This is a genomic window from Enterobacter sp. RHBSTW-00901 (assembly GCF_014103115.1).
GTDB lineage: Bacteria > Pseudomonadota > Gammaproteobacteria > Enterobacterales > Enterobacteriaceae > Enterobacter > Enterobacter cloacae_P.
The window spans coordinates 870154-895490 of record NZ_JABXPB010000001.1 but is presented as its reverse complement, the minus strand read 5'-3'; the positions used below and the strand labels follow the sequence as shown (position 1 = coordinate 895490).

The following is a 25337-nucleotide window of genomic DNA, read 5'->3' as shown; positions in this document are numbered from 1 at the left end:
ATGGAAAGTAAACTGCTCGAATATTACAACCGTGAGCTGGCCTATCTGCGCGAGATGGGGGCCGAGTTTGCCGAACGTTACCCCAAAGTTGCCGGGCGATTGGGGATGCGTGGCATCGACGTGGCGGATCCGTACATCGAGCGACTGATGGAGGGGTTTGCCTTCCTCACCTCCCGCGTGCAGATGAAAATGGACGCGGAGTTTCCGCGCTTCTCCCAGCGGATGCTGGAGATGATCGCGCCTAACTACCTTGCACCGACACCCTCAATGGCGATTGCTGAAATCCAGCCCGACAGTAGCCGGGGCGATCTGAGCAATGGCTTCATTGTGCCGCGCGGTACCATGATGGACAGCCTGGCGCTGAAAAAAACCGGCGTGACCTGCAGCTATACCACGGCGCACGAAGTTAACCTGCTCCCGCTGAAAATTGAAAAGGTCGAACTGGGCGGTGTACCTGCCGATCTGCCGCTGGCGCAGCTCGGTCTGAGCCAGCGGGGTATCAACAGCGCTTTGCGGATCCGTATCGCCTGCGATGGCCCGCAAAACCTCGGGCACCTTGATTTTGACCGTCTGGAGTTTTTCCTCAGCGGCCCGGACATTGAGGCACTGAAACTGCTGGAACTGGTGATGGAGCACCACGTGGACATTGTCTGCCAGACCGTGAGCGGACAACCACAACGTCAGATGCTGGCGTCTGATTCGCTGCGTCAGGAGGGCTTTGCGCCGAACCAGGCGCTGCTTCCGGACGACCTGCGCAACTTTGACGGCTACCGTCTGCTCCAGGAGTATTTTGCCTTTCCGGCACGTTTTCGTTTCATCAGCCTGAGCGGTCTGGGCAAGCTTATCCAGCGCTGTGAAAGCGAAAAAGCATTCGATATGTTCATTCTTCTGGATAAGACCGATGAACAGCTTGAGCGTGTTGTGGATGCCAGCCATCTGGCGCTGCACTGTACTCCGGTTATCAACCTGTTTCCGAAGGTTGCGGCGCGCCAGAAGCTGAATGAAGGCCAGCATGAATACCACCTGGTGGTGGATAATATTCGCCCCCTGGATTATGAAATTTACGCAGTCAACAACATCTATGCCAGTGCCGATGGCCAGCGCGACGACCAGACGTTTCGTCCGTTCTGGAGCTCCTGGAGCGGGGATGCGGGCAACTACGGTGCCTATTTTTCACTGCGCCGCGAACAGCGCGTACTTTCGGAGCATGCGCTGAGATATGGCACGCGCACTGGCTATATCGGTTCGGAAGTTTTTGTCTCGCTGGTGGATGAGCAACATGCGCCGTGGCAGGACAACCTGCGCTACATTTCCGCTGACGTGCTGTGTACCAGCCGCGACTTGCCCCTGATGCTGCAGCAGGAGCTTGGGCAATTCATCATGGCCGACTCGATGCCAGTGAAATCCCTGACTCTGCGTAAAGGTCCGACGCCACCGCGTCCGGCACTGGCCGAAGGATTCAGCACCTGGCGGCTCATTAGCCAACTGCAGATGAACTATCTCAGCCTGATGGACAGCGAAAATGAAGAGGGGGCTGCGGCGCTGCGTCAGCTGTTAGGACTGTATGCCAGCCTGGCAGAAACGCCCGTTGCACGTCAGGTCGATGGCGTTCGCCACTGCGTGCTGGAGCCGGTTCACCGACGCGTCCCTGAGCCTGGCCCGGTCGTATTTGCCCGTGGAATTGGCATTACCCTGACGGTGGATGAGCGTGCATTTTCCGGTGCCAGCCCCTGGCTTTTCGGTAGCGTGCTGGAACGTCTGTTTGCTCGCCTGGTGTCGATCAACAGCTTTACGGAGTTTACCCTGAACAGCCAGCAGCGCGGCGAGATTGGCTACTGGGCACCGAGAATGGGTAAAAGGGCACTGATATGAGCGATGTTGCCACCGCGCCACTGCGCGTGCATCGTCTGACGCCACTGCCGGATATGTTCTGGCGTGGCGTTCGCGAGACGCCGTGGCGCTACGATCTGTTTCAGCTGTTAAGACGTATCGATGCTCAGGGCGGAGAGCGCTACCCGCTGGGGCGTGCGCCGTTGCCCAGATTTGAACCGTTGCGTATCGGCCAGCAGCCGTCGATGAGTTTTGCTCCCTCGACGGTTACGCAGGTCCGTCAGCGTGAAGAGAACGGGCTGCACGAGGTGTCGATTCTGAGCTTCGGCCTGTTTGGCCCTAACGGCCCGCTGCCGGTACACATGACTGAGTACGCCCGCGAGCGTATTCATCATCATCAGGACAACAGCCTGAGCGCGTTTGCTGACCTGTTCCATCACCGCCTGACCTTGCTGTTTTACCGCGCCTGGGCGGATGCGCAGCCCGCTGTCTCGCTTGACCGTGCTGATAACAAACGCTTCGAAGGCTATCTGGCATCGCTGATCGGCATGGGGCAACCGGGCCAGATGGATAAAGGCAGCCTGAGCGCACACGCACGCTTTACTCATGCCGGGCACCTGACCCGCCACGGACGCGATCCTGAAGGGCTGGAGAAGATCCTGCGTGATTACTTTAAAGCCCCCGTGACGCTGGTCGCGAATGTACCGCAGTGGATGCCGTTGACGCGGCGTGAGCAGGCACAGCTGGGTGAAGGCCGCCGCCTGCCGCGTATGGGGGAGTCCGCCTTTCTCGGCGTTGCGGTACGCGACGTGCAGCATAAATTTCGGATCGAGATTGGCCCGCTGAGCGCAGAAGAGTACAACCGTTTTCTGCCGGGAGAAGCCTGGGTCACCGAGCTACGCGACTGGGTACGCCAGTACGCCGGTCTGGAATTTGAATGGGAAACGCGCGTGATATTGCGCGCTGACGCGTTGCAGGGGGCCGCGCTCGGCAACGGTGGCCGACTGGGGTACAACACCTGGCTGGGGATCCAGCCTCAACCAGTGCCACGTGGCGATCTGGTTTATCGCGCAGAGCGATAATTTTTCTAACGCATTGTTATCAACGGAACCGAACATGTCAGAAATAAGCCGTGCCGTGCTTTTCGGCAAACTGGATACGCTGTTATTTACCTCTCTGGAAAGCGCCACTGCATTCTGTAAGCTGCGGGGCAACCCGTATGTTGAGCTGGTGCACTGGCTGCACCAGCTGATGCAGCAGCAGGATGGCGATCTGCAGCAGGTGATACGCCACTTTGCTCTCGATGAACAGCAACTGACGCGGGATATCATTGCGGCGCTGGATGCGCTGCCGCGGGGAGCCAGTTCAGTCTCTGATCTTTCCGAACATATCGACAGCGCCGTGGAGCGCGCCTGGGTCTATGGTTCCCTGAAGTTTGGCGTCAGCCGCATTCGCGGTGGGCATTTGCTGATCGGTATTCTCAAAACCTGGAATCTGGCCAACGTACTGAAAAGCATCTCCGCGCAGTTCACCCGTCTGAACGTTGAGGTGCTGATTGAGCAGTTTGAGACGATTTGTGCCAACAGCAAAGAGACGCAGCAGGCTGCCGCTGCCGTCGATGCACCTGCAGGAACGGTACCGGCCGCGCAGGGGACGCTGGCCCAGTATGGTCAGGATCTGACGGCTCGCGCCCGTGAAGGTAAGATCGACCCGGTTGTCGGACGTGATGAAGAGATCCGCCAGATGGTCGATATTCTGATGCGCCGCCGCCAGAACAACCCATTGCTGACCGGGGAAGCCGGGGTAGGGAAAACGGCGGTGGTGGAAGGGCTGGCGCTGCGTATCGCCGAAGGTGATGTGCCTGAGTCGCTCCAGAATATTCAGCTGTGGTCACTGGATATTGGCATGTTGCAGGCTGGTGCGGGGATGAAAGGCGAGTTTGAAGCCCGTCTCCAGGCCTTAATCAATGAAGTGCAATCCAGCGCCACGCCGATCATTCTGTTTATTGATGAAATCCACACCCTGATCGGTGCGGGTGGCCAGCAGGGAACCGGCGACGCCGCTAACCTGCTGAAGCCTGCCCTGGCGCGCGGACAGCTGCGCACCATTGGTGCCACGACCTGGGCCGAATACAAAAAGTACATTGAAAAAGATCCGGCGCTGACCCGCCGCTTCCAGACGGTGCAGGTGCACGAGCCGGACGAGGTCAAAGCCGTTCTGATGCTGCGCAGTACCGTGTCGCCGCTGGAGACACACCATCAGGTATTACTGCTCGATGAAGCGGTTAGCGCTGCGGTGAAGCTTTCGCATCGCTACATTCCGGCACGTCAGTTGCCGGATAAAGCCGTTGCCCTGCTGGATACCGCCTGCGCCCGTGTGGCAGTCAGCCAGAGCGCGCCACCCGCACAGCTGGAAGATTGCCTGCGTCACCTTGCCGCCCTTGATGTTGAAATCGAGATTGCCGGACGCGAAGCGCGCGTGGGGGCAGGTGAGCCACAGCGCGTGGCCGCGTTAACCGCTGAGCGCAGCGCGTATGAAGCGACGCGCGATGCCCTGGCCCGACGCTGGGAAGAGGAACGTAGCCTGGTCGGCGAAATCATCCGTCTGCGCGCCGCGCTGTTTGACGCGGGTGACGATGACACAACCGAACTGCGCAGCCAGCTTGCCGGGCTGCAGCAAGCGCTGAATACCGTTCAGGGCGACGAACCGCTGCTGTTCGCGGCGGTAGATGAAAATGTGGTGGCCGCCGTTGTTTCTGACTGGACGGGTATTCCGCTGGGGCGGATGGTGAAAAACGAGATCGACGCGGTGCTGAACCTGGCCGATACGCTGAATCAGCGGGTTATCGGGCAGCGCCATGGCCTGGATCTGATTGCCCGTCGGGTGAAAACCTCGCGGGCGAAGCTTGACGATCCCAACAAGCCGGTTGGTGTGTTTATGCTGTGCGGACCGTCTGGCGTCGGGAAAACAGAAACCGCGCTGGCGCTGGCGGAGTCACTTTACGGCGGCGAGCAGAACGTCATCACCATCAATATGAGTGAATTCCAGGAAGCGCATACCGTCTCCACCTTAAAAGGTGCGCCTCCGGGATACGTAGGTTATGGTGAAGGTGGCGTGTTAACCGAGGCCGTGCGCCGCCGTCCTTACAGCGTGGTGCTGCTGGACGAAATTGAAAAAGCGCACCCTGATGTACATGAAATTTTCTTCCAGGTTTTCGACAAGGGCTGGATGGAGGATGGCGAAGGACGTCACATTGATTTCCGCAACACCATTATTATTCTGACCTCCAACGTCGGCACCGAGCTTATCAGCGCCATGTGTGCCGATCCGGCGCTGGTCCCCGAGCCGGACGCGCTGAGCGGTGCACTGCGTCAGCCGCTGCTTCAGGTGTTCCCGCCTGCGCTGCTGGGGCGTTTGCTGGTGGTGCCGTATTATCCGCTGAGTGACGAGATGCTGGGGCAGATTGTTCGCCTGCAGCTCAAACGCATTCAGCGTCGCCTGGAAGAGAATCACAACATTATTTCGGAGTTTGACGACAGCGTGGTGGAACAGATTGTTCAGCGCTGCACCGAGGTGGAATCAGGTGGTCGTATGGTGGATGCGATCCTGACGAACACCCTGCTGCCTCAGATGAGCCAGATTTTACTTACCGCCAGCCGCAGTGACGAGCAGTACCGACGTCTGCATATCACCTGCGAGCAGGGCGAGTTTCACTGTCAGTTTGCCGCGTAATAATCATCAAGAGAACTGTAAAAGATGACGGATAATGATAACAATCGGACTGTCCCAAACGCGCTCCCGGTCGGGTATCGCTTCAATGAGTTTGAAATCAAAGAGGTGATTGGCGGCGGTGGATTTGGCATCGTCTACCGCGCCTGGGATCACCAGCTCGAACGCACGATCGCTATCAAAGAGTTTATGCCTTCTTCGCTTGCCGTGCGTGGCGATGATATGACGCTGGTGTTGCGCAGCGAGCGCTTCGGCAAAGCATTTTCCGCTGGCCTGAACAGCTTCATTCAGGAGGCGCGTCTGCTGGCGCGTTTCAACCATCCGAACCTGTTGCACGTGCTGCGTTTCTGGGTGCAAAACGATACGGCTTACATGGGCACGCTGTTCTACAGCGGCACCACGCTTTCACGTCTGCGCGAAGAGAAGCCGGAATTGATTAACGAGACGTGGATCCGTCGCATGCTGCCAATGCTGTTTGGCGCGATTAAGACGATCCACGACGAAGGCTATCTGCACCGCGATATCTCTCTGGATAACATTCAAATCCAGGACAACGGCCTGCCGGTGCTACTTGATTTTGGCTCGGCGCGTCGCACCATCGGTAATCTCTCAGACGAGACAGAGACCATGCTGCGCCCGGGCTTTGCCCCCATCGAGCAATACACCGACGACAACGAAAGCGAGCAGGGACCGTGGACGGACATTTACGCCCTCGGTGCCGTGTTGCGTACTCTGATTGTGGGCTCTCCGCCACCGGTCAGCGTGGTACGCTCGATTCAGGACACCTGTAAACCGCTGGTGGAACTGATGCCGCAGGGGTATTCCATCCCGTTGTTGCAGGCCATCGACCGTGCGCTGGCGCTGCATATGGAAGACCGACCACAGTCTATTGATGAGTTCGCTGCCCTGATTGAGATGCCTGTTGCAGGCATTGACGATGTGTTGACGGCCAAAAAGCCGGGCACGATGCTGGTGCCGGTGGAAGACGAGGTACCTGCTTCAGCGCTGGACTGGCGACGCTACAAAATCCCGGCGATGATTGCCGCAGGCGTGCTGGTTGGGGTTGTGACGGGGGCAGTATTGTTTGGCGGTGGCGGGCACGATGTGCCAGACCAGACGGCGCAGACACCTGCAGAGACTCGCCCGGCTGAAGCTGCCGTGCAAACGCCGGAAACGAAACCGCAAGTCGCTCAGGCGAGCGAGCAGGCTACACCGTCTGCCACGGTGGAACAAAGCCCTCCGCCGGTTGAAGCAAGCCCGATAGCGCTGGTTTATATCCGTATGCTCGACGGCGAGACGCTGAAGGTGAACGATGAGCCAAAAGCGCTGCGTCCGGCAACCAATGGCTACGCGTCGCTTAAGCTGCCAGCGGGCGAGTTTAAAATTGAGCTGGAGGGAAGCGGCAAGGCGCGTACCCAGACTCTGGATATTGCGAAGCCGGGAACCTGGCTGGTGAACCCGTAAATAAGGCGAACAGGGACTGGTAACAAGGACGGAGCGAATGTACAACATCAAATTTGTCTATCTGTTTAGCGAGAATGTCTCGCCAGCGTTATTTGCGAAGATCATGCGCCCGTCCGTTGCCGGGCAGTGGGTTATGTCGGTACCGGACAATTCACTACGCTCGCTGTTCACGCGCTACGATTTACTTCATTCCATTACCGGCGCGAATCCTTATCAGTCAGGGCGCGATACGCGCAAGTTGATTGTGCAGGATCTCGATATGGGCAGGATCGTTGCGATTGACGAGAGTTTTCGCAACTGGTCATCGGTAACGGAAATCTTTTATATCAATACAAAAGGGCGGTTGCAGGCCGCCTCGCTCACCGGACTGGGCTGGTACCCGGTAAGCACTATTGTCGATCGTTACGAAACGATGGTGCGAACCTATGGTTCCCGTCCTGCACCAACGGAGTTGCCAGCACAGGTGGTGAAATCCAAAGCGGCGCAGGTACCCGACCAGCCGACGCCGGGAAAAGAGGGCAAAACCTATGCCTCTCAGCTTCAGAATATGACCAAAGCCGAACGCTGGCAGGCACGTAAAGATTTGATTGCGAAGGGCAGTAATAGCCTCTACCCGGATGCGCAGATCGCGGCTAAACGATTAGCGGCGAATAATATTGCGGTGGAGAAGGCAAAGCTTGCTGAAAATGTTTATAAGACCGTAAACCCGCTGGAAACGACGCCGGGCGTGCCGGAGGGGTGGAAGGATATTAGTAATGATGCGGGGGCGCTGAAGAAGTTTGGCCTGGAAAAAGAGATGCTTTTTGATCGCGCCGATGCGCCTGATTTCCTGGCTCGCGTTTATCAGCCTGACCCAAATGTGTTTGGAAGTGATATTAATCCAACGTTAGTGTTTAGAGGTTCAAGAGAACCGGGAATTCCTTCTTTAAGTGAATATGCTTCCGCGATTTGGAATAAAACTGATTTACCTTCTGTTAAAAATGGAGCTGACTGGGCGAATAACTTTATGCAGGCTGTAGGTGGTGATTCCCCCTATTATCGAAACGCCGTAGGTTTGGGGAAAAAATTGTCCATGACAACGCAAAATATCGATGTGGCTGGGCACTCACTGGGAGGGGGGCTCGCATCTGCAACATCTATGGCCAGCGGTAAAGCAGGATGGACTTTTAATGCCGCTGGGTTAAACAGCAGTACCGTAGCAAAATATGGTGGGACCATACTTGGAAGCGCGGATAACATTCAGGCTTATCGGGTTGAGGGTGAACTGCTCACCAAAGTTCAGGAAGTAAATCTTTGGGAAGATTATAAAACTGTGAAAGGATACACCCCGGCGTTACTTCTTAAAGAAGAAATATCGGCTTTAAGCCCTAATGCCGCGGGGATAGCGCATGATCTTCCTGGCGGTACTGGAAACGAACTTGATCGCCATGGTATCAACCAGGCAATTGATTGTATTGAGAAGCAAAAGAATGAGGATATTTCAATCATCGGGGGCCGCTTGTGAAAATGCTATTAGCAGTAGCGCTATGTGTACCATTCTTGATTCTGGGGTGTAAGCAAAATATGGAATTAAATCCGAAAGATTATTTTTCCGGGCAGCAACTTGTGCTGGCGGAGGTAATTGCAAAAGGCGATGAACAGTCAGTCCAAAAACTTGTAACACATACGGATCTTAATAAACCCGGTAAACATGAAATGACGCTACTCTTTTGGGCGTTAGGCAATGCCATGAATGAAAAGAAAACTGCGGAACAGCTAAATATTGTAACCACCCTGGTTAAGGCAGGAGCCGATCCACTTCAACCTCGTTCTAACGGTAAATATAGTCCTGCTGAATTTGTGCTGAACGCCGATAGTGGCGTATGGATTAAAGCCCTTCTTGATGGAGGGCTATCTCCAGATGCAAAAGATAAAACATTTGATAAGCCAATTATTTTTCAGTCGATAAAAGCCAAAAACACTGAAACATTAAAAGTGATGCTCGATTATGGCGCAAACGTAAATACAGTTAACTCGCTGGGTAGCACATTATTATTCGAAGCGTTTGACTATCATTCATATGATCATGTCTTTCTTCTGTTAGAACGCGGGGCCAACCCGGAGATTAGGGCCGATAATGGCTGGACGATGGTGAATCAATTACAAAGGATGTTAAATTCACCTGGGAAAAGTAGCGATGAGTATGAGTTGTTAACAAAAATAAAAAATGCAGTAATTAAACATGGCGGGAAGTGGCCACCAGAGGCGGTCAAAAGAGGGATTGAATGAATATAACCGCGAAAAATAAAATATTCTATTTCTGGGGCGTCATGGATGTCATTGGTATTGTATTTTATTTAATTGGCCCATACCACTTGCTTCAGTCATGGTGGGATTCTACTGGCGGGAATTTTGGTGTCATCATCTTTATGCTGATAGCAGGAGGGGTAAACGGTTTATTGACGGGGCTTTTTTACCTCGTTTACCTTCTGTGGCCGGTTTCATTATGCTTTTCTGCCTGGTTTTTTTTCACAACGCACCGATATGCCGTCCGGTTTGCTCTGGCGCAGGAAGTACTGCGCCTGCTCACCATGAGTTGTTCGGTGACCTTGTTCCCGATGATTATAGTCGGTCTGGGAATTAGTGTTATCCCTCTCAATATCACGCTGTTCGTTTTTTCTGAAATAGTAAAAATTGGTTCGCTCATATTTGTAATGAAAAAATATTCTGCCGCGAATATCAAGTCTGACTCAGAATAGTTATTATCATCGTACGTTTATTGCCGTAATTATCTACATCGCATAAGCCATATGGAATAACGATTATGCTCAACCGAATTACCGTTCAGCTCCCGGCCGAGGGGCTACTTTTCTGGAAACTCTCCGGCCGCGAGGCGATGTCCGAGTCGTTCGCCCTGACGCTGACGCTGCTTGGCACGGATGCGCGCATTGACCGCAGCAAACTGCTGGGTCAGCCGGTCACGGTAACCATCCCGACACAAAACCTGCTCACCTCCCGCTATATCAACGGGAAGATCACGCGCGTGGCCGTCAGCGCTATTGAGCTGACCGGAACCCGTTACGCGGTGTATCAGCTGACGGTGGAGCCGGATCTGTGGCCGATGAAGCGCGACCGTAACCTGCGTATCTTCCAGGGGCAGACGGTGCCGCAGATTGTGAAAACCATGCTGGGTGAGCATCAGGTCAACATGGAAGACAAGCTCACCGGCAGCTACCGGGTGTGGGACTACTGCGTGCAGTATCAGGAGTCGAGCCTGGACTTTATCAGCCGTCTGATGGAGCTGGAAGGGATTGCCTGGCACTTCAGCCATGAAGCCGACAAACACACCCTGGTCCTGACCGATGCCGCCACGCAGCATCAGCCGTTCAGCGGCTACGAGGTGATCCCTTATCACCAGACGCCGTCAGGCGGCAGTACCGACGAAGAAGGTATCGGCCAGTGGGCGCTGGAGGACAGCGTCACGCCGGGGATTTACAGCCTTGATGACTATGACTTCCGCAAGCCAAACGCGTGGCTGTTCCAGGCGCAGCAGAACCCGGCGTCGCCGAAACCGGGCAGTATTGATGTGTACGACTGGCCGGGGCGCTTTGTTGAGCAGGGACATGCGGAGTTCTACGCCCGTATCCGCCAGGAGCGCTGGCAGGTTGAGCATCAGCAAATTCAGGCCACGGCGACGGCGGCGGGGATTGCGCCAGGGCATACATTCACATTAACCAACGCGCCGTTCTTCAGCGACAACGGCGATTACCTGATCACGGCGGCCGGGTATCACTTCGAAGAGAACCGCTATGCGAGCGGCGAGGGTGAAACTATTCACCGTACCGACTTCAGCGTTATCCCGTCGTCTGTATCGTTCCGTCCGGCACAGTCCACGGCATGGCCACGCACCTACGGCCCACAGACCGCGAAAGTCGTCGGGCCGCAGGGGGAAAGCATCTGGACGGACAAATATGGCCGCGTGAAGGTGAAATTTCACTGGGACCGTCTGGCGAAGGGCGATGATACCAGTTCCTGTTGGGTACGTGTTTCCAGCGCCTGGGCGGGCCAGGGTTATGGTGGTGTGCAGATCCCGCGTGTCGGCGATGAAGTGGTCGTGGACTTTATCAACGGCGACCCGGATAGACCAATCATCACAGGCCGCGTGTACAACGAAGCAAGCATGCCGCCGTGGGCGCTGCCTGCAGCGGCCACACAGATGGGCTTTATGAGCCGCACGAAAGATGGTTCTGTCGACAACGCCAACGCCCTGCGCTTTGAGGACAAGGCGGGCGCGGAGCAGGTGTGGATCCAGGCTGAACGCAATATGGATACCAGCGTTAAAAATGATGAAACGCACAGCGTCGGCGGCGAGCGCAGTCATTATGTGAAGAAAAATGAGCTGCACCGCGTGGAAGCAAATCAGATCCAGGCCGTGAAAGGCGGTACTGAGATCCTTACCGGCAAAGGCAAGCTGGATGCGGCGGTCGAACAATATGTGCTTGCCTCTGGCACGAAACTGCGGCTGGTCTCGGGGGAAAGCGCGATTGAACTTAATGCTAACGGCAAAATTAACCTGATTGGAAAAGAGTTTAACTTCTTTGTTGAGGGGGATGGTCATATCACCACGGGCGGCAAGCTACACCTGAATACCTCTGGCACCCAGCCCGGCACGACGGCACCGGGAGCGGGGCATAAAGGAGATATTGATGCTGCGGTGCAGGCGAAATTCTCATCGGGAGAGGGTGAATAGCCCGATGAATTTATCCTGCGTACGCAAAAGTGATAGCAGTACGATCCCATTAAAGGGAAAACGTTGCACGGCCCCACAGGTAAAATAATTGGCTCAGCGTATAGAACAGTCCGGTCAGTGGTCTAAATAAACATTTCGCCAGCCAAAAGGCCAGCATGGATTGGCCTCTTTTGTTTCTCACAATATTAATCATCCCGAGTTCACTTATGAAATACACCCTCCAGGAAGGTTCCTTTTCCCTGTTCCCTGCTGCCTGGCAGGATAACAGCATGAACATTATTCGTGATGACGAAAGCGGCTTATCCGTCGTCGTCAGTCGCGGTGCTATCCCGGATGGCAGCGACTATGAGAAAGAGTTTCACCGCCAGTGGGATTTATTGCGACCTCAGATGGGCGAAATTACCCAAAGCGAATTCCACCGCGTAAATGCAGGGCCGAAAAGCAACATTGACGGCATAGAAGTGGAGACCGCCTTCGACCGTAACGGCCAGCGCCTGTGGCAAAAACAACTTGCCGTACAAACGCCAGGCAAACCGGTATTAATGATATTTACCCTCTCTGCGCTACGGGCATTTACCGAAGAAGACGGGGTGCGCTGGAGCGCGCTTAAGCAAAGTTTGACGCTAAACGACAACCGGAATGTGTAAGGCATGAGCGATAACAACGCGGCCCGTCAGGGCGACGAGATTATTCACTCCAGCATTTTTGCGGATATCACCAGCATTGTGGCAGAAGGTGCCGCCTATGCGGTGATCGGTGCGGCCGTTGGTGCAGCGGCCACCGTGGCCGCGCCGTTGCTGGGGGCAGGAGCCGCTGCTGCAAGCGTTGCGGCGATTGGATCCAGCTGTCTGTTGAGTGGGATTATCGGTGGCGTGCTGGCAAATGTGGCGGGAATAACGGATGACATCAGCAACGCGGCTGAAGGTTTAGGCAATGCGCTTTTCCCTCCATCACCCGCGGGTAAAATTACCTCGGGTTCCGACAACGTGCTGACCAACACGCTTCCTGCCGCACGTGCGGCCGGGACGCTGACGCCTGCCGATACCCCGTCACCTGAGCCGCAGTCTCCAGGCAGTTTTGCCGATTACGCGGGCATGTTGCTCTCCGCCGCCGGGCAGTTTGGTAGCGAAATGTGGCAGCCGAGCGTAGCCTCTGCGGCATCGGGTACTTCACCGCTGGAGCAGGATAAGGTGGCGTGCGAAAAGCACTCCGGACCGCAATATCTGGCGGAAGGTTCTAAGAGCGTCTTTATTAACGGCCAGCCTGCAGTGCGTGCGAAAGACCGTACCACCTGTGAAGCAACCGTTTCTGACGATGTTTCCCCGAATGTGATCATCGGTGGTGAGACGCTGACGGTTCGCGATATCAAAAGCGGTAAGACGCCTGGTCTTGCGCTGGGGATGATTGCACTCTCTTTGCTGCGTGGGCGACCAGGCAAAATATTAAAGAATATGCCCTGTGCGCTGGCTGCCGCGGGGGGCGGCATGTTGGCCGATATGGCCGTCAATGCTGTATTTGGTTCCTCGCACCCGGTGCATGCCGCGACCGGCGTGAAGGTGCTGAATGATGACGATGAACTCGATTTCTCACTGCCGGGGCGCTTCCCACTTCGCTGGCAGCGCAGTTATAACAGCCTGACCACGCGTGAAGGGCTGTTTGGTTTAGGCTGGGCGACCACCTTTGATAGTTATCTCACCCTGGAAGAGAACAACGCGACCTGGTTCGATGAAACCGGACGCGAACTGAGCTTTGAGCTGCCGCCAGTCGATCGCGCGTTTTACAGTATCAGCGAAGGTATCATTATCCGCCGTAACGACAGCGGCGATGTAGCGATTGCCGATGACGACGGCGCGGTGTGGCGTCTGTACAAACCTACTCGTGCTAACCCTTCCGTGCTGCGTCTGGCTTCCCTCAGCGATGAGTATGGCAACGCACTGCTGACGGAGTGGGACGAATACGGCAGGCTGGTCAATCTTCACGACGAACCGAGGACGATAGACCTGACGCTGCGCTATGAAGATGAACGCTTCCCGCAGCGTGTGACGTCAGCCAGCCAATTTGACGGCAGCCGCAGTTGGCCATTAATGCAGTGGCGCTATGATGCGCGCGGTCAACTGGCGAGCGCGACAGATGCCTCTGGCGTGATAACCCGCGAGTATCGCTATAACGACAAGGGGTTGATGGTCTGGCATCGTTTACCGGGTGGGCTGGAAAGCGAATATCGCTGGCAAAAATTTGATCACTGGCGGGTGGTGGAAAACCGTACCAGCACGGGCGATGGTTGCCGCTTTACTTACGATTTAGACGCCGGGCTGACGACAGTCGAACACTACGATGGTCAGACGCGACTGCACTACTGGAATGCGCAGAGTCTGATCGTCTGCTACGTTGATGAACGCGGTGAAAACTGGCGCTACGAGTGGGACGAAAATGAGCTCCTCACGCGCCGCATCGATCCGCTCGGGAATGCCGTCACGTTCGTCTATGACGAGATGGGTAATCGGGTACAGGAGATCGACGCCGAAGGCAATGCCCGTACGACAACCTGGCTGGAGCATCGCGCGTTGCCTGCGGCCATCATTGAAGCGGATGGCAGCGCCACCCGTTTTTGGTATGACGAACATCACGGCTTAAAGCGCGTGGTCGACCCGCTGGGGCAGACCACGCAGTTGCGCCGGGATGAGTTTGGTCAGGTCGTTGAGGAGGTTGATGCTGCCGGAAACAGTCGTTATCAGGAATACAATGAGGCAGGACAGGTTGTACGCGCGACAGACTGTTCAGGACGCATCACCCGCTACCGCTATCATCCGCTGGGCTGGCTGACGGCTGAAACTGGCGCTGATGGCGAAGAGACGCGTTATCGCTACGACGCTGCCGGGCGTCCGGTACAGCTTGAGCGCCCGGAGGGCTGGTCAGAATCATTGACGTGGAACGAACGCGGCCTCCCGGTTCAGCACCAGGGGGCCGACGGTAAAGAGAGTGTATTCAGATATGATGCTGCCGGTCGGTTAACCGCCACACGCAATACGCAGGGTGAAGAAGTTCGCCGCCGCTGGGACAACCGCGGGCGGCTGGTGGCGCTGGAAAATGAAAACGGTGAAGCGTATCAGTTCCGTTGGGGGGCAGACTCGCTGCTGCTGGAAGAGGTGGGGCTGGATGGCGTGGCTTCGCAGTATCGCTATGATGCCTGCGGACGCACGGTAGCGCGTACCTTCGCTGCCGGTCATCCGCAGGCCATCACCCACGCCTTCGCCTGGAGCGCAAGCGGCCAGCTTGTTGCCCGTACCACGCCGGAAGGACTGACCCGCTATCATTACACATCGTCAGGGCTACTGAGCCGGATCGGGCTGCATCCTGCGCTTTCAGCCAGCGTATGGAGCAATGAAGCAGAGCAGGAGCTGGCGTTCGAGTATGACGCGCTGGGCCGTGTTACGCGCGAACAGGGTGAGTATGGTGAGCTCGCATGGCAGTATGATGCCCTCGGCAACCGCACCTCGGTAACGCTACCCGACGGCCGTGAGCTGAAACAGTTTTACTACGGCAGCGGGCATCTGCTCGGCATTGCCCTCGATAAACTGTCGGTATCCGACTTTACCCGCGATGAACTGCACCGGGAAACCAGCCGAACTCAGGGGCTGCTGACCACCCGCAGCGAATATGACCGACTTGGCCGCCTGCATCGTCGGGATGTCTTTACCGGCAATGCCCAGCGCCCGTCGCCAAGACGCTGGTCGCGGCGCTGGGACTACGACTACCGCAATAACCTGGTGCGTGAAGAGCGTGACGATAACCCCTTCAGCTGGTATCGCTGGCAATACGACAGCGCCGGGCGGTTGCTCGTTCAGGATGGCACGCTTCCCGGGCAGGAACAGTGGCGCTGGGATGCCGCGGGTAACCCGTTAGAAGGCATTGGGGAGAAGATCACCCATAACCGCGTAACGCAGCTGAACGGCATTCGCTGGCGCTACGACATCCACGGCCGCACCGTGGAGAAGGATAACGGCCAGACGCGCTGGCAGTATCGCTATGACGGTGAACATCGCCTGACGGAGGTCATCAGCCAGCCGCGGGACCGCAACAAACCGCAGACCGTGGTCAGCTTCCGTTACGATCCGCTTGGCCGACGTATTAACAAAACGCGACGCCAGATCCTCGGCGGACAACCTACAGGTAAGCCGGTTACAACCCAATTCGTCTGGGAAGGGTTCCGCCTGCTGCAGGAAGTTCACGATGATGTACCGCTGACCTACGTCTACAGCGATCAGGACAGCTATGATCCTCTGGCGCGTATTGATGGCGTTGATGCGCCGGAGATCTTCTGGTTCCACTGCCAGCCCAACGGCACACCGGAACGGATGACGGATGTCGAAGGACAGGTGCGCTGGGAGGGAGTGAACAGCGCATGGGGCAAGCTGCTGCGGGAAAGTGAGACGCAGCTATCAGGATATTCTCAGAACCTGCGAATGCAGGGGCAATATCTGGATCGTGAGACAGGGCTGCACTACAATCTGTTCCGGTATTATGACCCCGACAGTGGGCGGTTTACGCAGCAGGACCCGATTGGGCTGGCGGGTGGGATAAACTTATATAAATATACTGTTAATCCACTTACCTGGATCGATCCTCTAGGTTTAGCTGGTTGTACTTTAACAAAATCGAAGTCAAAAAATTACGAATATGTTCTGAAATTAAAACGCTCTGAATATCCTGCAACGTTTGGTCACATTTCAGATGCTATTAAATTAGGACACGCAAGAGTTGTGACAATCCAACGTGGCTCTGCTAAAACTAATAGGAAAACGAGTCTAAAAAATATCAAAACTAAGCCAGGTTATGATCGCGATGAATGGCCTATGGCGATGTTTAAAGAAGGCGGTGATGGGGCTAGTGTGAGATATATCGATCCTAGCGATAACCGTGGTGCAGGTTCAAGCATTGGTAATGTTTTATCAGAACTGCCTGATGGAACAAGAATAAAAGTTGAGGTAATATAATGAGTGACAAAAATATACAAACAGTTGACCTGCTGATTTCGCATCGTCAGATATTGTTACGATCCCGAGACTATGATGAAAAATTGAGTCAGTGGGGGCAAGGTAATATTTCTCAAGGCGCTGTTATTCATAAGGATTATGTTATCTTCGATCCGTTGCCAGAGGACGCGTTTGGAGCCAACGTCAATATCAAAGTAGAGAATGTGTTCAAACTAGATGAAAATGCTCAACGCCGCATTGTTGTTCCATTTTTTGTGACCGACAAACATAAGTTGCAAGTCGCTTCTGCAACTGAGAAATTTGATTTAAATTTGGATTTATGCGGTGAAATTTATTCACTTTATTATGAGATTTGTGAAGGAGATGAAATTTATTATAATTTCTCCCTTGTACCGTCAAAAGGTGCTGTTGATGCTAAATTTTTGTTAGACGATCCTTGGGGGGGGGTTAAAGATCATCATCTCAAAGAAGGTGTTTTTTAAATTTAATACTAGCCAAACTAAACTTGCTAATAATTAGTTAGTTTATTTAGAGAGATTGATTTTTTTATTTCTATCCTACTTGCAGAAAAAATCCACGCCAAAGCGTGGATTTTTCATACATGCAAAACAAATCAAACGTTAAACAGGAAGTTCATGATGTCGCCATCTTTAACGACATAATCTTTCCCTTCCGCACGCATCTTGCCTGCTTCTTTCGCGCCTTGTTCACCCTTGTAGGTGATGAAGTCTTCAAACGCGATAGTCTGCGCACGGATGAAGCCTTTCTCGAAGTCGGTGTGGATTTTACCCGCCGCCTGTGGCGCTGTTGCGCCAACAGGGATGGTCCATGCGCGCACTTCTTTTACACCTGCGGTGAAGTAGGTCTGCAGGTTCAGCAGCTCGTAGCCTGCGCGGATCACGCGGTTCAGACCAGGCTCTTCCAGACCCAGCTCGGCCATGAACTCTTCACGGTCAGCGTCGTCCAGCTCTGCGATATCAGATTCAACGGCGGCGCAAACGGCCACAACCACAGAACCTTCAGCCGCAGCGATTTCACGTACTTTGTCCAGGTACGGGTTGTTCTCAAAACCGTCTTCGTTGACGTTGGCGATGTACATGGTTGGCTTCAGGGTCAGGAAGCTCAGGTATTTGATTGCCGCTTTGTCTTCTTCGGTCAGGTTTTTCAGCGCGCGCAGCATGCCTGCGTTTTCCAGCTGCGGCAGACATTTTTCCAGCGCGGCCAGTTCTGCTTTCGCGTCTTTGTCACCACCTTTGGCTTTCTTCTGCACGCGGTGAATAGCGCGTTCACAGGTGTCCAGGTCAGACAGTGCCAGTTCGGTGTTGATTACGTCGATATCGTCAGCCGGATCCACTTTGTTGTTTACGTGGATAATGTTGTCGTTCTCGAAGCAACGCACAACGTGACCGATAGCTTCGGTTTCACGGATGTTGGTCAGGAACTGGTTACCCAGACCTTCCCCTTTGGACGCGCCTTTAACCAGGCCCGCGATATCCACGAATTCCATTGTGGTAGGCAGAATGCGCTGCGGCTTAACGATTTCCGCGAGCTGGTCCAGACGCGGATCGGGCATAGGTACAACACCGGTGTTCGGCTCAATGGTACAGAACGGGAAGTTTGCCGCTTCAATACCTGCTTTGGTGAGCGCGTTGAACAGGGTGGATTTGCCAACGTTTGGCAGACCGACGATACCGCATTTGAATCCCATTTCTAAATCACCTTAATATCTTGATAATCAATCCGTTAGTGATAACCGATTGAAGAAAAGTAAATAACTACGCCCATTATACACGTAACCCGCAGGCCGCGCGGTAAAAAAGCCGTATTGCGTGGATTATTGCGCTTTGAAGGCATGTAAGCGGTTTGTTGCTTTGGTTAAGCCTTCTTTCAGCCAGATTTCGGTGCAACGTGTCGCTTCGTCTACCGCCTCGTCAATTAATTTCTGTTCAGAAACCGGAGGTTTACCCAGCACAAAACCGACAACTTTGTTTTTATCGCCCGGATGGCCGATTCCTACGCGCAAACGGTGGAAATTAGGGTTATTGCCCAGTTTGCTGATGATGTCTTTCAGACCGTTGTGACCGCCATGACCACCACCCAGCTTGAACTTTGCAACGCCAGGAGGCAGGTCAAGCTCATCGTGGGCAACCAGAATTTCATCCGGGTTGATGCGATAAAACGTCGCCATTGCCGCAACGGCTTTACCGCTCAGGTTCATGAACGTGGTTGGCACCAGCAGACGCACATCGGCACCGGCAAGGTTGATACGTGAGGTATACCCGTAGAATTTCGGTTCTTCACGCAGGGGAGCACGTAACCGTTCGGCCAGCAGGTCAACGTACCAGGCACCGGCATTATGGCGAGTGGCAGCATATTCAGCGCCCGGGTTGGCTAGACCGACAATCAGTTTAATCGTCACGATTCAATTCCTAATGGGTTCCAGATCTGGCGCGTAGTTTACTGTCTGGCGAGCCGCTTGACAAAATTCTGCAACCGGAACGGCAAAATACGAATAATTACTGAGTTGAACCATTAGAATTTCAATCTGTTCAGTTGCTTATTTGTAAACTTTTGTTCCAGCGTTGCCCATTATTGTGATCATTCGCGCAACTCATAAAAGCAGTGTTGTCTATACTTTACACACAAGGAACAGGGGCTTTTCCCCTTACAACCCAAAGTTCCGGAGGTGACATATGAAACGCAGAAACGCTTCGTTACTCGGTAACGTGCTGATGGGGTTGGGGCTGTTCGTGATGGTAGCCGGTGTGGGGTATTCTATTTTAAACCAATTGCCGCAGCTTGACCTTCCACAATACTTCGCGCATGGCGCGGTACTGAGCATCTTTGTGGGGGCGGTATTGTGGCTCGCAGGGGCGCGCGTGAGCGGCCATGAGCAGGTCAGTGACAGATACTGGTGGGTGCGCCACTTTGATAAACGTTGCCGCCGTGACCAGCATAAGCACAGCTAGTGCGTTAACATAAAGAACACCGAAACGGCTCCAGATGGAGTCGTTTTTTTTTGCATGATGGGTTGACCCTCACGTAACGTAAGGCTCCAGAGTTGCATCACTGGCAAAGAAAAGGAGCAGCTATGTTGATTCAGGTAGGGGAACTGGCAAAACGTGCCGGGATCACCGTGCGAACGTTGCATCACTACGAGCAAACAGGGGTATTGCTCCCTTCGGCCAGAAGTGCGGCAGGTTACCGGCTCTATAATCTGGCGGATGTGCAGCGTCTGCTTATGATTCAGGCGCTGGCAAAAGCAGGGCTGGAACTTGCTGAAATCAGGGATTTTCTGGAGCAGGAGTCACTCCCGTTAGCCGGATTGCTCGATGCACAAATCAGCTTGCTGGAAAAGCAGTTGCGCAGCATTGACACGCTACTCGACAGACTTGTTGATTTACGTGCCGGGCTTTCCACCGGTGAGGCTCCCGATCTGGAATCCTGGCTACAGACTCTGGAGTTAATGAATATGTACGATCGCTGGTTTAGTAAAGAGGAATTACAGCAGTTGCCATTTGCTGTGCAAAAAGATGCGCTGGCGGCCATCTGGTCAGGGCTGGTTACGGAGGTGAAAACCCTGCAGGAACTGAGCGTTGAGGTTTCTGACCCGCGAGCGATGGATCTGGCTACGCGCTGGATGGTGCGTCTGGAGCAGGATACGGCAGGCAAGCCGGAATTTCTCACTCGTCTGAACGAGATGCACTGTGCTGAGCCCCAGATGCGGGAACAGACGGGGATCACCGCGGAGATGACTGATTACATTACGCGGGCGTTTGCGGAATCAAAACTCATCATCTGGCAGAACTATCTGTCACCGGAGGAGATGGCCTTTACCCGGGCACACTATTTTGACCGCATGCTGGAGTGGCCGCCGCTGGTGGCGAAACTGCACCAGGCGCAGCGCGAAGATCTGGATCCAACGTCTGATGCAGCGCAACGTCTTGCTAAAAACTGGCTGGCATTGTTCCAGTCATATGCGGGAACGAACCCTGAAACACAGCAGAAATTTCGCACCGCCATGCAGCAGGAGCCACATCTGATGAAGGGAACGTGGATGACGCCTGTCGTGCTCGGGTGGCTACAGCAGGCGATAGGCGTGATGATGCAGAGACGTTTCTCTGCATCAGGCCAATCACAGGTCGGCTAACGCGGCGTCGCGGTTCGGATAAAAGGTCAGGCGGCCAGGGATCGGCTGCACACCCGCGCGTGCCATCGTGCGCAGCGGCTGAAACTCCAGGTTACTCACCCGCAGCTCACAGCCTTCTGGCAGGCGCTTAACAAAGCGCTGGAAGGCATCCAGCCCGCCGGCATCCAGCACCGGTACTGCATCCCACTTCAGCACCACAATGCGTTTACCCGCGATACGGGACTCCAGATCGCTAAACAGACCTTCGGCAGCAGCAAAGAACAGCGGGCCTATCACGCGCAGCACCAGCACATCGTCCGGCACCTCAACGTTAACCGGAGAAAGGCGAGTCATCTTTGCAATGCGGCGCATAAACAGCAGCGATGCCAGCACGATGCCTACGCTGATGGCGATAACCATGTCGAACAGGACGGTCAGCGACATACAGATGAGCATCACGATGATGTCGTCTTTCGGCGCGCGACGCAGAAGATTAACCACCTTATGCGCTTCACTCATGTTCCAGGCGACCATCAGCAGCAAAGCCGCCATTGCGGAGAGCGGGAGCCACGAGAGCAGAGGCGCAAGAATAAGCAGAGCAAGGATCACCAGTACGGAGTGGATCACCGCTGACACGGGGGACGTTGCCCCCGCACGCACGTTTGCCGCAGAACGGGCAATCGCCGCCGTTGCCGTGATGCCACCGAAGAACGGTGCAATGAGGTTACCTAAACCCTGGCCGACCAGTTCGCTGTTCGCTTTATGTTTGGTGCCGGTCATACCGTCCAGTACCACGGCGCAGAGCAGGGATTCAATCGCCCCCAGCATCGCCATAGAGAACGCGGCAGGAAGCAGGGCACGCAGTGAATCCCAGCTCAACGTAAAGCTGGAGCCGGGCATATCCCACGGCAGAACCAGCTGCGGCAACAGCTGTGGAATGCCGCTGCCCTGTGATCCATCTGCCAGAATATAGTGGAACTGCGAGCCAATGGTGGCCACATGCCCGCCGAGTAAATTAACAATAGCCATCACCGCGCAGCCCAGCAGAAGTGCGGGCAGGTGACCCGGCAGGCGAATGCCTAAACGGGGCCAGACGATAAGCGTCCCCAGCGTAACAATACCGATGGCGGCATCGCCCAGGTTGGCGGTTGGCAGCGCCATAAACAGCGCCCCGACTTTTTGCAGGTAGTGCTCAGGGACGTGGGTTATCTGCAGGCCCAGGAAATCTTTGATTTGCATCGTCCCGATGGTGATACCAATACCGGATGTGAACCCCAGCGTCACGGAAAGGGGGATATATTCAATCAACCGGCCAAAGCGGGCCAGACCGAACAAAATTAAAAAGACGCCGGACATCAGCGTAGCAACCAGCAGGCCTGCCAGACCAAATTGCTGGGATACCGGATAGAGGATCACCACAAAGGCGGCCGTCGGGCCGGACACGCTGAAACGAGAACCGCCCGTCAGCGCAATCACAATCCCGGCGACGGCCGAGGTATACAGGCCGTACTGCGGCGCAACGCCGCTGCCAATCGCCAGTGCCATCGCCAGCGGGATGGCGATAATACCGACGGTGATCCCGGCAATAAGGTCACGGACAAAACGTGACGAGGTGTATTTCTCTTTCCAGCAAGCGTCGATGAGGGCGCGAAAGGGCAGAACATGTGAGGAAGCTATATTTTTCACAATTATCTATTATCCGTGTGCGCATCATCTGTCATGTGAATGGCAGGTGAAGGAGGCATTAGTCATACAAATAAATACCAGAGACAAAAAAACCCGCCGCAGCGGGTTTTTTGGCCGTGTTCGATCAGTGCTCGAACATTGCAGAGATGGATTCTTCGTTGCTGATACGACGAATCGCTTCGGCCAGCATCCCGGACAGGGTTAACGTACGTACGTTTGGCAGTGCTTTGATCTCATCACTCAGCGGGATGGTATCGCACACTACCACTTCGTCGATAACGGAGTTACGGAGATTATTCACCGCGTTGCCGGAGAAGATCGGGTGAGTCGCGTAAGCGAACACGCGCTTGGCACCACGTTCTTTCAGCGCTTCGGCTGCTTTACACAGCGTACCGCCGGTATCGATCATGTCGTCAACCAGCACGCAGTCGCGGCCAGCCACGTCACCGATGATGTGCATCACCTGAGAAACGTTAGCACGCGGACGGCGTTTGTCGATGATGGCCATGTCGGTATCGTTCAGCAGCTTAGCAATAGCACGTGCACGTACTACGCCGCCGATGTCCGGAGAAACCACAATTGGGTTGTCCAGGTTCAGCTGCAGCATATCTTCCAGCAGGATTGGACTGCCGAATACGTTATCAACCGGAACGTCGAAGAAGCCCTGGATCTGCTCTGCGTGCAGGTCAACGGTCAGAACGCGGTCAACACCGACGCTGGACAGGAAGTCAGCGACAACTTTGGCCGTGATAGGCACACGCGCGGAACGAACGCGACGGTCCTGACGAGCATAGCCAAAGTAAGGGATAACAGCAGTGATACGGCCTGCGGAAGCACGACGCAGCGCATCGACCATAACAACCAATTCCATCAGGTTGTCGTTTGTTGGAGCACAGGTGGACTGGATGATGAAAATATCACCACCGCGTACATTTTCGTTAATTTGTACGCTGACTTCGCCGTCGCTAAAGCGACCTACGGCGGCGTCGCCGAGGGAAGTGTACAGGCGGTTGGCAATACGTTGTGCTAGTTCCGGGGTGGCGTTACCAGCAAAAAGCTTCATATCAGGCACGAGAAGAACCTCAGGCATGCGTCCAGTGGTGGATAACCTTCGCCAAAAACTGTGCGGGCCAGGCGAAAACTATCCAGGCGGTGTATTAATGAGCGCGATGCAACGTCTGGAACAGGGTGACGTTGTCACCGAAACTCAGTCTGCGCCAGAATGGCGTGCTGTAGTGGGGAGGTGTTCATCCCGCGTGCTACAAAACCATGCAGCCAAACCGGCGCTTGCTCAAGCACCTGACGAGCGGCGGATTCGGTGTCAAATTCAGCAAAGACACAGGCCCCTGTACCAGTCAGGCGCGACGGCGCGTATTCTAACAGCCAGGAAAGCACCGCATCAACCTCGCGAAAACGTTTTCTTGCGATATCCTCGCAATCGTTGCTGAATTCACAATTTAATAACGTTTCTATTGACCGCACCGGAGTATTTCGTGGCAGGTCAGGATCTTTGAAGATAACCGGGGTCGGAATGCTGACACCCGGGTGGGCAACCAGATACCATTTTTCCGGCGGTTCAACCGGGGAGAGGATTTCGCCAATCCCTTCCGCGAAAGCGGCATGGCCGCGCACAAACACCGGCACATCAGCACCCAGCGTTAACCCTAAGGCCGCCAGCTCGTCTTTCGACAACCCGCAGCCCCAGAGATGGTTCAGCGCAACCAGCACGGTGGCCGCGTTCGACGAACCACCACCCAGACCACCGCCCATCGGCAGACGCTTCTCAATGCGGATATCCGCGCCGCTCCCCGCAGGTAACCGACCCGTGTCGGCTGCCGCTTTCATCAGCAGTCGCGCGGCGCGAACGATCAGATTGTCTTCGTGCGCGACACCTTCAACGGGCGTCAGCAGGCAAATCTGGCCGTCATCGCGCAGCTCAATGGAGATGGTGTCGCCATAATCGACAAACTGAAATAGCGTCTGCAGGGTGTGGTAACCGTCAGCACGCTGCCCGGTGATGTATAAAAACAGGTTCAGTTTTGCAGGAGAGGGCCAGTGGGTCATCATTTAACGATCCAGTTGTCCATTTTCAGCTTGATGCGCTGGCTGCCCTGCGTCAGCTCCATATTGGATGGCAGCGACGGTTTACTGTTGCTGTCATAGGCGTTGTACACCACTTTCCAGGTTTTGCCGTTCTGAGCGTAGTTCACCTGGCTCAGACGGTACTGATCGTCGAGGGTGTAGTCGGTCGCCTCACCCGGCAGGCCAAGGATCCACTGGCGCAAACTGTTCAGCGGGATTGGCATACCGGTCAGCTTGCCAATCATCTCTTCGGCATCGGTGGCCGTGTAGTGCTGGCCTTTGTTATCGGTTACCTGCGCTTCACCTGGTTTGGCGACAAGCTCCAGCTCGGTGCTGCCCAGCGGGTTTAACAGCAGCAGACGGTAGTTGTCCTGACCCGTTTGCTGCCAGAAGAATCGCGCATACACTTTTTGCTCGTCAGACAGATAAGCAAAGGCACCACGGGTCTGATACTGACTTAAATTGCGCACATCTTGCTGGTGCTGACGCCACTGCGGCGAGTCAGGACTTTTACCTGGACCTTTGGGTGGGGTGATTGAACACGCGGTCAGAACCAGCGCCGCCAGAGGCAGCAGGCGAATCAGTCGGGTCATAATGATGACAAATCCTTGAGATACGTTGCAGTTATAACTGTTAATGCTAGCGTTGAAGGGTGCCACCGTCTACGTTCAAATTATCTCAAAGCGTTGTATAA

At 54.9% G+C, this 25337-nt stretch carries 19 protein-coding genes; 13 read left to right on the top strand and 6 right to left on the bottom strand.

Features of this window, described 5'->3' with window-relative positions:
* The 11 genes from tssF (at window position 1) to comJ (ending at window position 17228) form a co-directional block, all read left to right on the top strand.
* Window positions 1-1872 (top strand): type VI secretion system baseplate subunit TssF, encoded by a 1872-nt coding sequence (gene tssF, locus HV318_RS04390; protein WP_182271729.1) that lies wholly within the window; start codon window positions 1-3, stop codon window positions 1870-1872.
* Window positions 1869-2912, top strand: coding sequence for a type VI secretion system baseplate subunit TssG (gene tssG, locus HV318_RS04385; protein WP_182271728.1), 1044 nt, complete (start codon window positions 1869-1871; stop codon window positions 2910-2912). Before tssF ends, tssG begins: the two co-directional genes overlap by 4 nt.
* A 34-nt stretch (window positions 2913-2946) precedes the next feature.
* A complete protein-coding gene (tssH, locus tag HV318_RS04380) occupies window positions 2947-5562 on the top strand; it encodes a type VI secretion system ATPase TssH (RefSeq protein WP_182271727.1) in 2616 nt (871 codons plus the stop codon).
* Between the two features lie 24 nt (window positions 5563-5586).
* Window positions 5587-7023: a serine/threonine protein kinase gene (locus HV318_RS04375; protein WP_182271726.1), complete on the top strand. Its 1437-nt coding sequence runs from the start codon at window positions 5587-5589 to the stop codon at window positions 7021-7023.
* A 37-nt stretch (window positions 7024-7060) separates the two neighbouring features.
* Window positions 7061-8527 (top strand): Tle-like phospholipase domain-containing protein, encoded by a 1467-nt coding sequence (locus HV318_RS04370; protein WP_182271725.1) that lies wholly within the window; start codon window positions 7061-7063, stop codon window positions 8525-8527.
* 2 nt (window positions 8528-8529) lie between these two features.
* Window positions 8530-9291 carry an ankyrin repeat domain-containing protein gene (locus HV318_RS04365; RefSeq protein ID WP_182274528.1) on the top strand — a complete coding sequence of 254 codons (762 nt, stop codon included), beginning with the start codon at window positions 8530-8532 and terminating at the stop codon, window positions 9289-9291.
* Entirely contained in the window at window positions 9288-9761 is a 474-nt protein-coding gene (locus HV318_RS04360; RefSeq protein ID WP_182271724.1) for a hypothetical protein, read from the top strand. Before HV318_RS04365 ends, HV318_RS04360 begins: the two co-directional genes overlap by 4 nt.
* 65 nt (window positions 9762-9826) lie before the next feature.
* Window positions 9827-11752 carry a type VI secretion system Vgr family protein gene (tssI, locus tag HV318_RS04355; protein WP_182271723.1) on the top strand — a complete coding sequence of 642 codons (1926 nt, stop codon included), beginning with the start codon at window positions 9827-9829 and terminating at the stop codon, window positions 11750-11752.
* Window positions 11753-11958: 206 nt separating this feature from the next.
* Window positions 11959-12399: a DcrB-related protein gene (locus HV318_RS04350; protein WP_182271722.1), complete on the top strand. Its 441-nt coding sequence runs from the start codon at window positions 11959-11961 to the stop codon at window positions 12397-12399.
* A 3-nt stretch (window positions 12400-12402) separates the two neighbouring features.
* The gene (locus HV318_RS04345; RefSeq protein WP_249421790.1) at window positions 12403-16746 is read left to right on the top strand and encodes an RHS repeat-associated core domain-containing protein; all 4344 of its coding nucleotides are present in this window, start codon (window positions 12403-12405) and stop codon (window positions 16744-16746) included.
* A complete protein-coding gene (gene comJ / locus HV318_RS04340; protein ID WP_182271721.1) occupies window positions 16746-17228 on the top strand; it encodes a competence protein ComJ in 483 nt (160 codons plus the stop codon). Before HV318_RS04345 ends, comJ begins: the two co-directional genes overlap by 1 nt.
* Before the next feature lie 131 nt (window positions 17229-17359).
* Here the strand turns inward: comJ and ychF are convergent, their stop codons facing one another.
* Window positions 17360-18454 carry a redox-regulated ATPase YchF gene (gene ychF, locus HV318_RS04335; RefSeq protein ID WP_182271720.1) on the bottom strand — a complete coding sequence of 365 codons (1095 nt, stop codon included), beginning with the start codon at window positions 18452-18454 and terminating at the stop codon, window positions 17360-17362.
* A gap of 126 nt (window positions 18455-18580) precedes the next feature.
* Window positions 18581-19165, bottom strand: coding sequence for an aminoacyl-tRNA hydrolase (pth, locus tag HV318_RS04330; RefSeq protein ID WP_182271719.1), 585 nt, complete (start codon window positions 19163-19165; stop codon window positions 18581-18583).
* A 274-nt stretch (window positions 19166-19439) separates the two neighbouring features.
* On the opposite strand from pth, the gene ychH reads away from it, so the two are divergent.
* Together ychH and HV318_RS04320 are read left to right on the top strand one after the other, a co-directional pair.
* Window positions 19440-19715 (top strand): stress-induced protein YchH, encoded by a 276-nt coding sequence (gene ychH, locus HV318_RS04325; protein WP_182271718.1) that lies wholly within the window; start codon window positions 19440-19442, stop codon window positions 19713-19715.
* Between the two features lie 122 nt (window positions 19716-19837).
* On the top strand, window positions 19838-20896 hold the full coding sequence (locus HV318_RS04320; RefSeq protein WP_182271717.1) for a MerR family transcriptional regulator: 1059 nt from the start codon (window positions 19838-19840) through the stop codon (window positions 20894-20896).
* Here the strand turns inward: HV318_RS04320 and dauA are convergent.
* From dauA to lolB, 4 genes are all read right to left on the bottom strand, one after another.
* Window positions 20882-22561 carry a C4-dicarboxylic acid transporter DauA gene (dauA, locus tag HV318_RS04315; protein ID WP_182271716.1) on the bottom strand — a complete coding sequence of 560 codons (1680 nt, stop codon included), beginning with the start codon at window positions 22559-22561 and terminating at the stop codon, window positions 20882-20884. The genes HV318_RS04320 and dauA overlap by 15 nt on opposite strands.
* A gap of 124 nt (window positions 22562-22685) precedes the next feature.
* The gene (prs, locus tag HV318_RS04310) at window positions 22686-23633 is read right to left on the bottom strand and encodes a ribose-phosphate diphosphokinase (RefSeq protein WP_003856663.1); all 948 of its coding nucleotides are present in this window, start codon (window positions 23631-23633) and stop codon (window positions 22686-22688) included.
* Between the two features lie 125 nt (window positions 23634-23758).
* Window positions 23759-24628, bottom strand: a complete 870-nt coding sequence (ispE, locus tag HV318_RS04305; protein WP_182271715.1) for a 4-(cytidine 5'-diphospho)-2-C-methyl-D-erythritol kinase — start codon at window positions 24626-24628, stop codon at window positions 23759-23761.
* Window positions 24625-25236 carry a lipoprotein insertase outer membrane protein LolB gene (gene lolB, locus HV318_RS04300; protein WP_182271714.1) on the bottom strand — a complete coding sequence of 204 codons (612 nt, stop codon included), beginning with the start codon at window positions 25234-25236 and terminating at the stop codon, window positions 24625-24627. Before lolB ends, ispE begins: the two co-directional genes overlap by 4 nt.
* Between the last annotated feature and the right edge of the window lie 101 nt (window positions 25237-25337).